Consider the following 10894-nt stretch of genomic DNA (forward strand, 5'->3'; position numbering starts at 1 on the left):
CCGCAGATCTGCGGCGGTCCCGGGCGGACGCGGTGACGTCGCGGGAGGGGCGGGGTCAGAGCCGGCCGGAGACCGGGAACCGCTCCCAGGCGCGGTGGCTCTTCATGAGCGTGACCACCTGCTCGACGACGGCGGCGGCGTCTTTGCCGGAGACCACGCCCGGCGCGCCTTCGGGCAGGCCCGCCGCGGCGAGCGCCTGGCCCTTGGCGCCCCAGGCGCCGATGGCCTTGGCCTGGCGGAACACCTCGCCCAGCAGCAGGTGCACGCGCGGGTCCACGCCGCCGGGGGCGACGGCGCCGGCCTTCGCGTCGAGGCCCTGCCGGGCGTCCGGGGCCGGCGGGACGGCTCCGGCCACGAGCACCGAGTCGAACTCGACGGAGCGTGCCGTGAGATAGGTCCGGTGGGCCACGAGCTTCCCGCCGCGCCCCACCGGCCCGCCGTGCGGGGCGATGACCAGCGGCACCATGCCGGCGTCGTCGATCGCGGAGACCACGGCCAGGAGGTCCTTCTCGTCGGGGTCCGGGCCCACCACGATGCCCACCTGGCGGCCGTCGAGGGGCCACTGCCCGCCGATCTGGGACAGGGCCGGGCTGGGCGCGATCCTCCCGTGCTTGACCGTCGGCCTCGGCGCCGGAAGGCCCAGTCCCTGGGCGACCACGGCGCACAGCTTCTCGTCGATGTTGGCGAGGGCCTGCAGCTGGCGCTCCTTGACCGCCTGCTCCCAGCACTTGCCGAGCTCGAACGTGTAGGCCTGCGCGATGTGCTCCTTCTCGACGTCGCTCATCGACAGCCAGAACAGGCGGGTCTGGCTGTAGTGGTCCTCGAAGGACACGGGGTTCCCGCGCTCCTTGACCGACTCCGCGACCGGCGCCGGGTGGTCGATGAAGGGGCGGGCCGGCTCGTCGGCGGGGAAGGGGTTGTTCCCGTCCAGCGAGTTCGGGTGGTAGGGAGCCACCCCGCTGTGCACGGCCGTCTGGTGCATCCCGTCCCGGAGCATGTCGTTGACCGGGGCGTGCGGGCGGTTGATCGGCAGCTGGGTCCAGTTGGGCCCGCCCAGCCGGCTGAGCTGGGTGTCCAGGTAGGAGAACAGCCGTCCCTGCAGCAGCGGGTCGTTGGTGACGTCGATGCCGCGCACCAGGTTGTTGGGGTTGAAGGCGACCTGCTCGGTCTCGGCGAAGTAGTTCGAGGGGTTGCGGTTGAGCGTCATCAGCCCGACCGGCTCGACGGGGGCGAGCTCCTCCGGGACGATCTTCGTGGGGTCGAGCAGGTCGATGCCCTCGAACACCTGCTCCTCGTTGTCCTCGAAGACCTGCACCCCGAGCTCCCACTCGGGGTGCGCGCCGGCCTCGATGGCGTCCGCGAGGTCCCGGCGGTGCACGTCGGGGTCCATGCCCATCGCGATCTGCGCCTCCTCCCACAGCACGGAGTGCACGCCGAGCTTCGGCTTCCAGTGGAACTTCACGAGCACGCTGCGGCCGGAGTCGTCGACGAGCCGGAACGTGTGGACGCCGAAGCCCTCCATGGTGCGGTAGGACCGGGGGATGCCGCGGTCCGACATGTTCCAGATCGTGTGGTGCTGCGCCTCGGTGTGCAGGGAGACGAAGTCCCAGAAGGTGTCGTGGGCGGACTGCGCCTGCGGGATCTCCCGGTCCGGGTGCGGCTTGCCCGCGTGGATGACGTCCGGGAACTTGATGGCGTCCTGGATGAAGAAGACGGGGATGTTGTTGCCCACGAGGTCCCAGGTGCCCTCGGAGGTGTAGAACTTCGTGGCGAAGCCGCGGGTGTCCCGGGCGAGGTCGGCGGAGCCGCGCGAGCCGAGCACGGTGGAGAAGCGCACGAAGACCGGGGTCTCGACGTCCTTCTGGAACACCGCGGCGGAGGAGATCCTGCTCGCGGTGCCGTAGGAGCGGAACACGCCGTGGGCGCCGGCGCCGCGGGCGTGCACCACGCGCTCCGGGATGCGCTCGTGGTCGAAGTGGCTGATCTTCTCGCGGAAGTGGTGGTCCTGCAGGAGCACCGGGCCGCGACGGCCCGCCTTCAGGGAGTGGTCGGTGTCAGCGCGCCGGGAGCCGTGGGCTGTGGTCAGGTGCTCCCCGCCCTGGGCGTTGAGCGTCGGGTCGATCCCGGTGTGCCGGCCCGTGGGACTCACGGGCTCGGGGGTTCCCTGGTCCGGCTTGGGCGGCAGCGGCGGGCGGGGCTCGGTGGGCTCCGCGAGCGGGGCGGTCTCGCTGCCGGGGACGCCGGGAGCCATGGAGGCCTGCCCCTCGGTCCTCTGCCTCATCCTGTTCAGTCTCTTGCGCATGATGGACCTCCCGGTCGTCGAAAAGCGGTCGGCACCGGCCGTCCCCGACCCACAGGGAGCGGAACAACCAGCTCACTGACCATTCAGTCACTCCCGTGCGGCGGGGCACAAGCCCCGGGCCGCGCCTCCGCGCTCGGTGAACAGGCCGGAGCGCCTCCGCCTTCCGACGACGCGGCGGACCCCCTCACCCGGAGGGTCGAGGGGGTCCGCGAGGACGGGGCGGTCGGAGAGAGCCGCCGGGGACGCCCTCAGTCCTCCTCGACGTCGATCCGCTCCCGGCGCACGGTGTCCTCGACCACCTCGGTGCGCTCCGTGCGGCGCACGACCAGCCGCACCCGCTCGTAGGGCACGCGCACCGTCCGCACCACGGGCACCTCCCGGTAGAGGATGACCTCGTCGTCCCCCACCGGCAGCTCCCGGCCGGCGAGGAACGCCTCGCGCTCCTCCTCGGTGACGGGGGTGCGGACCTCCTCGACGTCCTCGGACGCCAGGGTCTGCTCCGCGCGCACCGGCTCCTCGACCACGTACTTGCGCAGGCGGGTCCGTCCGGACTCGACCCGCTCCGTCCCGACCTGCAGCCGCTCCTCGTGCCGGACCACGGCGGGGCTCTCCCCCACGTCCTCCCCCGTGCTCTCGTCCGTGCCCCCGTCCGGGCGTCCGCCGCCCACCGTGCCGGCGTCACCGAGTCCGCCACCGGGTCCGCCGGTGGCGTCCCCGGCCGCGTGGCGGCCCGCCCCGGGCCCGGACCCGGTGTGGCCCGGGGCCGTGGCGCCCCCGTCCCCGGCGGTCCGGTGGGCGGCGTCCCGGTCAGCCGCGTCCCTGCCGGTCGTGCTCCGCCCGGGCGTGTCCCGGCCGGCGGCGTCCTGGTCGAAGAACTCACCGTCGGCCCCGGACGGCTCGCCGCCGACGCTCTCGCGGCCGTCCCCGGCCGTGGCGTCGGCCCCGCCCAGCGACTCACCGGTCCCGCGCAGGTTCGAGCCGTCGTCGCGGCCGGAGTCGTCGCCGTGCCGCACGGCGTCGTCGTCCCCGGCGTCGATGTTGTAGGCGGGGGCCCCGCCGCGCGGGTCGCGGGTGTCGGTGGCGCCGGAGGTCGCGGAGCCACCGACGTCGCCGTCCTCCCGCCCGTAGGCGTTGTGGTCCCAGAGCTCGGTCGCCGAGCTGGGCGCGTGGCGCTCCACCCCGGTGTCGTCCGCGTCCCGCCCGCCGGCGCGCCCGGCCGCGGGCTCCTCGGGGGCGGACTCCTGGTCGTACGGGCGGTCGTCGGAGGTGGACATCGTGGACTCTCCTCGGGGTTGCAGTCGACACGCACATTTTATCAGCGTGCTGAGCGGTGACGCAGCCCACTCTACGGGGGACCGCGCCCCGGCACGCCCCGGCGCCCGCCCTTGTCCGCCCGCCTCCGCGGTGCGAGGATCGATGCATGATCACCTGGGCCGGTCTCGCGGCCGGCGGCACGGAGGCCGTGCGGGCGGGAGCGTGGGAGAGCGGTGCGACGGTGGCCGGAGCGGTCGTCGTCGTGCTGATGGTCGGCGCCTCGGTCTCCCTGCTGCGCGGCCCGGCGCAGGACCCCGTGCTGCGCCTGCTGTGGCTGCTCGTCATCCTCGCGTTCCCCGTCGCCGGCGCGGGGCTGTGGTTCGCACTGGGCCGCAGAGCCCCGCACCCGCAGGACCCGCACCCCGTCTAGCCCGTCCGCACCCGCAGGACCCGGCCGAGAAAGGAATCCGCATGAGCTACCCCCAGGACGGGCACGGGTTCTTCACCCGGGCCCTCGACGCCGAGGACCGCGGACGGCTCGACGAGGCCGAGACCGCCTATCAGCAGGCCATCGTCCTCTTCGAGGAGGAGGGCGACTCCCTCCAGGAGCAGGCCGCCTGCCACTACAACCTGGGCCACCTCTACCTGGGGATGAACCGCCCCGGACGGGCCGTCACCGCCTACGAGAACGCCCTGGGGCTCTTCTGCCGCATTTCCGGCAGCGGCAAGCACAAGGCCCGCACGCACCTGATCCTGGGCAGCCTGCTGCTCGAGCTCGACCGCGCCCACGACGCCGAGGAGCACCTCCTGGACGCCCTGGGCCAGTACCTCGACGCCCCGCACGAGCCCCAGGACCAGGCGCAGTGCCACGTCAACCTGGGACGGGTGTACGAGCTGGGCGAGCGGCACACCCAGGCCATCACCGCGTACAACCGGGCCCTGGACTTCTACCAGGAGACCGAGGCCACGGCCACGGACCAGGCGGAGTGCTTCACCGCCCTGGGCCGGCTCTACGAGCGCGCGGGCCGGATGAAGGAGTCCGGGGCCGCCTACGCCGCGGCGGCCCGCCTGCGCTGGTCCGCCGAGCAGCAGCGCCTGGAGCAGCAGAGCACGGAGCAGCAGAGTCCCGCCCGGGACGCCGGAGTGCCCGACGGAGAGGACCGCCCGTGAGCTCACGCCTGATCTACGGCTGCATGACCATCGGCGGGTCGTGGGACGACGACCCGCCGGGCACCACGACCGTGGACCGTGCCCGGGCCGCCGTGCACGCGGCGCTGGACGCCGGCATCACCGACTTCGACCACGCCGACATCTACGCCCACGGCAAGTCCGAGTCGGTGTTCGGCGAGATCCTCGCCGAGGACCCGGAGCTGAGGCGGCGGGTGCGCCTGCAGACCAAGTGCGGGGTGCGCCTGCCGGGCAACACCGCCGCGCCCGGGGCGCCGACCCACTACCGGCTGGACCGGGACACGATCCGCAGCAGCCTCGAGGGGTCCCTGCGCCGGCTCCGCGTGGACTCGGTGGAGCGGTTCATGCTGCACCGCCCGGACCCGCTGGCCGACCCCCGGGAGGTCGCCGGCGCCCTCGACGAACTGCGCAAGGAGGGCCTGATCCGCTCCGTGGGCCTGTCCAACATGTCGACCCGCCAGGTGTCCCGCTACCAGCAGCTGCTCAGCACTCCCGTCACCGCGGTACAGCTCGAGCTGAGCCTGCGCCACCGGAGCTTCGTGGAGCGGCAGATCCTGGCCAACCACCCCGAGGGCGCGGAGCACTCGTTCCCGGAGGGGCTCCTGGAGTACTGCGCGGCCGACGGCATCGAGGTGCAGGCGTGGGGGGCGCTCGCCCGAGGGCTGTACACCGGGGCCCCGATCCCGCCGGAGGACCAGCACGCCGCGGCCACCGCCGAGACGGTCCACCGGCTCGCCTCGGCGCACGGGGTGTCCGGCGAGGCGGTGGTCCTCGCGTGGCTGATGAAGCACCCCGGCGGGATCCGCCCGGTGCTGGGGACCACCGACCCCGGGCGGATCGCGGCCTGCGCCGCGGCGGAGGAGCTCGCCTCCCGGCTGGGCCACGAGGACTGGTACGCGCTGCTCACGGCGGCGCGCGGCCAGGCCGTCCCCTGAGCGGTCTCCCGGGCCGGCGCCGCCGGCTCAGCCGGTGAGCCGCGCCCCCAGCTCCTCCGCCGCCTCCCGGAGGGCGGGCACCATGTCCACGAGGTCCGCGAGCCGGTGCCGGAACACCGGCGCGGACAGCGCGAGGGAGCCGACGCACCCCCCGCCCGGTCGCAGGACGGGCACCGCGACGGCGACCATGCCGACGTCGTGCTCCTCGTCCTGGGTGGCCCACCCCTCCCCCCGGATCCGCTCGACGCGCCGGCGGAGCTCGTCGCGGTCGGTGAGCGTGGCCGGGGTGCGCGGCTCGAGCTCGATCGTGCCGAGGAGCTGCTCGCGCACGTCCTCCGGGGCGAACGCGAGCAGGCACAGCCCCAGGGCCGAGGAGTGCAGCGCGCCGCGGTACCCGGGGTCGGAGGTGACCCGGAAGTCCGGCCCGTCCTCCTTGGCGAGGGTGTGGAAGCGGTCGCCGTCGAGGACGGCGAACAGACAGGACTCCCCGGTGCGCTCGACCATCCGCCGCAGCACCGGCACGACCGTCCCGGTGATCCCCAGGCGCTGGGCCACGCTGTGGGCGGCGTGGAAGATCTTCAGCCCCAGGACGTAGCGCCGGTCCTCCTGCAGCTCGGCGAAGCCGTCCCGGACGAGCGCGTTGAGCAGCCGGTAGGTGGTGCTGAAGGGGTAGCCGCAGATCTTGGTGGCCTCGGCCGCGGTCAGTCCCCCCGGGTGCTCCCCCAGCAGCTCGAGCAGGTGGAGGGCCTTGCCCACCATGTCCCGCCGCGGGGCGCCCGCCGGCTCCAGGGCCGTCATCGGGAGCTGCCCGTGCCGCGGGCGGGGGCCGGGTTCGGTGTTCGCACGACGGCACTCCGTTCGTTCGTCGGTTGACATGTGGACCAGGTCACAGCGATCATGATCACACAGCAGAAGTGATTTCCACAATATGAGAGCTGAAACCTGTTGTGGACCGAGCCGAAGGACCTCCATGAGCTCAGCAGCGACGACCGCCGAGACCACGGCCCCGCCGGCGTCCGGCCGGACGCCCCGCAGGGCCGCCCTGGCCAGCTGGATCGGCAGCGCCCTCGAATACTACGACTTCGCGGTCTACGGCACCGCCGCCGCCCTGGTGCTCAACCACCTCTTCTTCCCCGCTGAGACCTCCCCCGGCGTGGCCATCCTCTTCGCCATGGGGACCGTGGGCGTGGCGTACGTGGTCCGGCCGCTGGGCGCACTGGTCATGGGACCCCTGGCCGATCGGTTCGGACGCAAGTTCGTGCTCATGCTGACCCTGTTCATGATCGGCGGGGCGACCTTCGCCGTCGGCTGCCTCCCGACCTACGACCAGGTGGGGATGCTGGCCCCGGTGCTGCTCGTGCTGTGCCGCGTGGTCCAGGGCCTGTCCGCAGCGGGCGAGCAGGCGAGCGCCATCTCCATGTCCCTCGAGCACGCCGACCAGGACCGCCGGGCGTACACCACGAGCTGGACCCTGCAGGGCACCCAGTTCGGGACCCTGCTGGCCACCGCCGTGTTCATCCCGTTCACCCTCCTGCCGGAGGAGGCGCTGTTCAGCTGGGGCTGGCGCGTGCCGTTCTGGCTCTCCGCCGTCGTCGTGGTCGTCGCCTACCTCATCCGCCGCCACCTGGAGGAGCCCCCGGCCTTCCGGGAGGCCCGCGCGGAGGTGCCCGCCGAGCAGCCGGAGTCCCCGCTGCGGCTGCTCCTGAGGCACCACCGGGCGGCCGTGGCCCGGATCGCCGCGGCCGCCATGATCAACACCGTCAACGTGGTCTTCACGGTGTGGTCGCTCTCGTTCGCGACCTCCGTGGTCGGCCTCGACCGCTCCACCATGCTGTGGGTCTCCGTGCTGGCCAACGCCGTCGCCCTGGTCGTGATCCCGGTCGTGGCGGTGCTCGCCGACCGCGTCGGCCGCAAGCCCGTCTTCCTGGCCGGCGCGCTCGGGCCCGCCGCGCTCATGTACCCCTATCTCTCCGCGGTCCACACCGGGAACTGGCCGCTCATCTTCGTGCTCGGAGCACTCATGTCCGGGTGCGCCTACTCGATGGCCAACAGCATCTGGCCCTCGTTCTACGCCGAGATGCTGCCCCTGCGGGTGCGGGTCACCGGCCTGGCCCTGGGCACCCAGATCGGGTTCGCGGTCTCGGGCGGCTTCGCACCCGTCCTCGCCTCGGCCGTGGCCGGTCCTGCGGGGGACGACTGGCTGGGCGTGGCCGTGTTCGTCACGGTCGCGTGCCTGGTCTCCGCCGGCGCGGCCCTCACCGCGCAGGAGACGGCGAGGAAGTCCCTCGACGAGATCGACGCGCTGCACACCTCGCGCACCGAGGCCGCCGAGCTGCGCGCCCCGGGCCTGCGCGGTGGGGGCGCCGGGGAGCAGTCCGCCGGGGAGAGGTCCGCCGGGGAGCCGGCCGTCTCCGGAGCGGGACGCTGATGCGCACCTCGATCGCCACGGTCTGCCTCTCGGGCACCCTGGAGGAGAAGATGCACGCCGCCGCGGCCGCCGGCTTCGACGGCATCGAGGTCTTCGAGCAGGACCTGGTGGTCTCCTCCTCCTCCCCCGAGGAGGTCCGGGAGCTCGCCGGGGAGCTGGGCCTGAGCCTGGACCTCTACCAGCCCTTCCGGGACTTCGAGGCCGTGGGCCCGGAGCGGCTCGCCGCGAACCTGCGGCGCGCCGAGGCCAAGTTCCGGCTGATGAACCGGCTCGGCACGCAGACCCTGCTCGTGTGCTCCAACGTGGCCACCGCGGAGATCGACGACGACGAGGTCATGGCCGGGCAGCTGCGCCGGCTCGGCGACCTCGCCGCGGGCCACGGCGTGCGCCTGGCCTACGAGGCGCTCGCGTGGGGGAGGTTCGTCGACGACTTCGAGCGCGCCCAGCGCATCGTGGACCTCGCCGACCACCCGGCCGTGGGGACCTGTCTCGACAGCTTCCACATCCTCTCCCGCGCGTGGGACCCGGCGCCCGTCGAGGACATCGCCGCAGGGAAGATCTTCTTCGTGCAGCTGGCCGACGCCCCCCTGCTGAGCCTGGACGTCCTGTCCTGGTCCCGCCACCACCGGGTCTTCCCCGGGGAGGGCGGCTTCGACATGGTCGGCTTCATGTCCCACCTGGTCCGCGCGGGCTACGACGGGCCCGTGTCCCTGGAGATCTTCAACGACGCCTTCCGCCAGGCCGACGTCAACCGCACGGCGGTGGACGGGCTGCGCTCCCTGCGCTGGCTCGAGGACCAGACCCGCCGGGCCCTGGCCGGGGAGCGGACCCGGGACACGCTCGAGCTCCAGCCGCTGCCCGCGGTCGAGGAGCCGTCCGGCCACGACTTCGTGGAGATCCGCACCGGGCGGCTCGGCGAGACCACCCGGCTGCTCCACCAGCTCGGCTTCGCCCTGGGCGGGCACCACCAGTCCAAGGAGAACGTGCAGGTGTGGGTGCAGGGGCCGGTGCGGATCGTCGTCAACGACGCCGTCCCGGAGGGGACCCCCACGGAGGTGGCCGCGCTCGGCTTCGACGTCGCCGACCCGGACGCCGCCGTCGAGCGGGCCGCCCGGCTCAAGGCCGGGCCCGTGCCGCGCTCCCAGCGCGACGACGAGCAGGTGCTGCGCGGCGTGTTCGCCCCGGACGGCACGGAGATCTTCTTCTGCGAGCGCACGGCGGACGGCGTCCCGGCGTGGCTGAGCGAGTTCGGCGCGGACGAGGAGCTCGACCCCGGGGCCCTGGTCACCGGGGTGGACCACATCAACATGGCCCAGCCGTGGCAGCACTACGACGAGGCCGTCCTGTTCTACACCTCGGTGCTCGCCCTCGAGGCGCAGGCCGCGCAGGACGTCCCGGGCCCCACGGGGCTGGTGCGCAGCCAGGTGATGCGCTCGGCCAACGGCGCGGTGCGGATGCCGCTCAACGTGGCCCCCACCGCCGCCGAGCAGGGCTCCTTCGTGGGCGCGGCCTATCCCGAGCACGTGGCGCTGTCCTGCACGGACGTCTTCGCCGTGGCCCGGCGGGCCCGCCGGCGCGGGCTCCGGTTCCTGGCGGTGCCGCAGAACTACTACGAGGACCTCGACGCCCGCTTCGACCTCGACCCCGGGTTCGTGGCCTCCCTGCAGGAGCTGCACCTGCTCTACGACCGGGACGCCCGGGGCGAGTTCCTGCACTTCTACACGGAGACCCTGGGCACGGTGTTCTTCGAGGTGGTCGAGCGCCGCCACGGGTACGCCGGCTTCGGCGCGGCCAACGCCCCGGTCCGGCTCGCGGCGCAGTACCGGCGCTCGCAGGCGGCGCACCGTGCCCGCACGGAGGCCTGAGCCGGCCCGGCCGGGGGTCAGCGGAAGACGCGGGGGCCCGCGTGCGGGGCCAGGATCTCCTGCTGCTCCGCCGAGATGCGCAGCACCGTGCCCGTGGCAGGCACGAAGAACGCGAGCCGGGTCTCGGCCCGCACGCAGGACCGGCGGGAGACCACGTCGGTGATCTCGAAGCCCAGGGTCAGCGCCCCGCCGCGGGCGGAGACGACCCACACCCGGATCTCCACCGGGGTGTTGCGGTACTCGAGGGGGCGGAGGTACTTGATCCGGTTCTCGGTGATCAGCGCCTGGGTGCCGGCCGGCAGCGCGGAGAAGAACGGGATCAGCGGGGGCTCCACCTGGTCGCCGGTGCCCACGGGCACGCCCAGGGCCGCGATCCGCGCCTCCTCGAGCAGCCGCACGACCTCCACGTTGTTGACGTGCCCGTACGGGTCCATGTCGCCCCAGCGCATCGGCACCCGGCACAGCACACCGGACTCCGTCTCCACCGTCATGCGGTCCGTCCTCCTCGGTCGTGGAACTGCCGCGCGCACCGCACCGGCGTCCCCATCGTAGGCCCGGGCCACGCCGGGACGGCGCGCCGGACGGGTCAGCCGCCCCGGTCGGCGAGGTCGCGGATCCACTCGACGGAGCGGCGGTCGCCCTCGGACGGGACCGTGTGGGCGTCGTCGCGACCGGAGAGGACGTCCCCCGCGGAGGTCCGGGGCGTGCCCGGCCGGTGGGGGCCGCCCGAGGCGGCGATGCCGGCGACCCACGCGTCGGTGTCCACGCCGCGGTGCGCGTCGGCGGCCATGCGGGCCCGTGCGGCGGCGACGGTGATGGGGTCCACGGGGTGGGGGGGGGGGGCCCGCGGAGCCCCCCCCGGCCCCCGGGGGGGGGGGGGGGCCGAAAACCCCCACCCAGGCGCCCCCCCCCCCCCCCCCCG

General features: G+C 73.9%; 10 protein-coding genes. 5 read left to right on the forward strand and 5 right to left on the reverse strand.

What is annotated here, in order from left to right; genetic code table 11:
* Positions 1-55 precede the first annotated feature (55 nt).
* Together ACFU0Y_RS14260 and ACFU0Y_RS14265 are read right to left on the reverse strand one after the other, a co-directional pair.
* Complete coding sequence (locus ACFU0Y_RS14260) at positions 56-2281, reverse strand: catalase (RefSeq protein WP_380215188.1); 2226 nt, start codon at positions 2279-2281, stop codon at positions 56-58.
* Positions 2282-2550: 269 nt separating this feature from the next.
* Positions 2551-3576, reverse strand: coding sequence for a YsnF/AvaK domain-containing protein (locus ACFU0Y_RS14265; RefSeq protein WP_380215189.1), 1026 nt, complete (start codon positions 3574-3576; stop codon positions 2551-2553).
* A 146-nt stretch (positions 3577-3722) separates the two neighbouring features.
* On the opposite strand from ACFU0Y_RS14265, the gene ACFU0Y_RS14270 reads away from it, so the two are divergent.
* Genes ACFU0Y_RS14270 through ACFU0Y_RS14280 form a run of 3 tightly spaced genes read left to right on the forward strand, consistent with a single transcriptional unit; the run spans position 3723 to position 5679 of the window.
* Positions 3723-3986 carry a PLDc N-terminal domain-containing protein gene (locus tag ACFU0Y_RS14270; protein WP_380215190.1) on the forward strand — a complete coding sequence of 88 codons (264 nt, stop codon included), beginning with the start codon at positions 3723-3725 and terminating at the stop codon, positions 3984-3986.
* Positions 3987-4027: 41 nt separating this feature from the next.
* Positions 4028-4726: a tetratricopeptide repeat protein gene (locus tag ACFU0Y_RS14275; RefSeq protein WP_380215191.1), complete on the forward strand. Its 699-nt coding sequence runs from the start codon at positions 4028-4030 to the stop codon at positions 4724-4726.
* Positions 4723-5679 carry an aldo/keto reductase family oxidoreductase gene (locus tag ACFU0Y_RS14280; RefSeq protein ID WP_380215192.1) on the forward strand — a complete coding sequence of 319 codons (957 nt, stop codon included), beginning with the start codon at positions 4723-4725 and terminating at the stop codon, positions 5677-5679. Before ACFU0Y_RS14275 ends, ACFU0Y_RS14280 begins: the two co-directional genes overlap by 4 nt.
* Before the next feature lie 27 nt (positions 5680-5706).
* Here ACFU0Y_RS14280 and ACFU0Y_RS14285 read toward each other — a convergent pair whose 3' ends face one another.
* Positions 5707-6477, reverse strand: a complete 771-nt coding sequence (locus ACFU0Y_RS14285) for an IclR family transcriptional regulator (protein WP_380215193.1) — start codon at positions 6475-6477, stop codon at positions 5707-5709.
* 172 nt (positions 6478-6649) lie between these two features.
* Here ACFU0Y_RS14285 and ACFU0Y_RS14290 point away from each other — a divergent pair, with 172 nt between their 5' ends.
* Positions 6650-8107, forward strand: a complete 1458-nt coding sequence (locus ACFU0Y_RS14290) for an MFS transporter (RefSeq protein WP_380215194.1) — start codon at positions 6650-6652, stop codon at positions 8105-8107.
* Complete coding sequence (locus ACFU0Y_RS14295; protein ID WP_380215195.1) at positions 8107-9972, forward strand: bifunctional sugar phosphate isomerase/epimerase/4-hydroxyphenylpyruvate dioxygenase family protein; 1866 nt, start codon at positions 8107-8109, stop codon at positions 9970-9972. Before ACFU0Y_RS14290 ends, ACFU0Y_RS14295 begins: the two co-directional genes overlap by 1 nt.
* Positions 9973-9989: 17 nt before the next feature.
* On the opposite strand, the gene ACFU0Y_RS14300 is transcribed toward ACFU0Y_RS14295, so the two are convergent.
* The gene (locus ACFU0Y_RS14300; RefSeq protein ID WP_380215196.1) at positions 9990-10463 is read right to left on the reverse strand and encodes an acyl-CoA thioesterase; all 474 of its coding nucleotides are present in this window, start codon (positions 10461-10463) and stop codon (positions 9990-9992) included.
* 95 nt (positions 10464-10558) lie between these two features.
* Positions 10559-10798 (reverse strand): hypothetical protein, encoded by a 240-nt coding sequence (locus tag ACFU0Y_RS14305; protein WP_380215197.1) that lies wholly within the window; start codon positions 10796-10798, stop codon positions 10559-10561.
* Positions 10799-10894 lie beyond the last annotated feature (96 nt).

The organism is Kocuria sp. NPDC057446, assembly GCF_042802875.1.
Lineage (GTDB): Bacteria > Actinomycetota > Actinomycetes > Actinomycetales > Micrococcaceae > Kocuria.

What these genes read in the sequence shown, in the direction of transcription:
- ACFU0Y_RS14300 (WP_380215196.1), bottom strand. Translation starts at nt 10,463, where the DNA reads ATGACGGTGGAGACGGAGTCCGGTGTGCTGTGCCGGGTGCCGATGCGC.
- ACFU0Y_RS14275 (WP_380215191.1), top strand. Translation starts at nt 4,028, where the DNA reads ATGAGCTACCCCCAGGACGGGCACGGGTTCTTCACCCGGGCCCTCGAC.
- ACFU0Y_RS14285 (WP_380215193.1), bottom strand. Translation starts at nt 6,477, where the DNA reads ATGACGGCCCTGGAGCCGGCGGGCGCCCCGCGGCGGGACATGGTGGGC.
- ACFU0Y_RS14265 (WP_380215189.1), bottom strand. Translation starts at nt 3,576, where the DNA reads ATGTCCACCTCCGACGACCGCCCGTACGACCAGGAGTCCGCCCCCGAG.
- ACFU0Y_RS14290 (WP_380215194.1), top strand. Translation starts at nt 6,650, where the DNA reads ATGAGCTCAGCAGCGACGACCGCCGAGACCACGGCCCCGCCGGCGTCC.
- ACFU0Y_RS14260 (WP_380215188.1), bottom strand. Translation starts at nt 2,281, where the DNA reads ATGAGGCAGAGGACCGAGGGGCAGGCCTCCATGGCTCCCGGCGTCCCC.
- ACFU0Y_RS14270 (WP_380215190.1), top strand. Translation starts at nt 3,723, where the DNA reads ATGATCACCTGGGCCGGTCTCGCGGCCGGCGGCACGGAGGCCGTGCGG.
- ACFU0Y_RS14295 (WP_380215195.1), top strand. Translation starts at nt 8,107, where the DNA reads ATGCGCACCTCGATCGCCACGGTCTGCCTCTCGGGCACCCTGGAGGAG.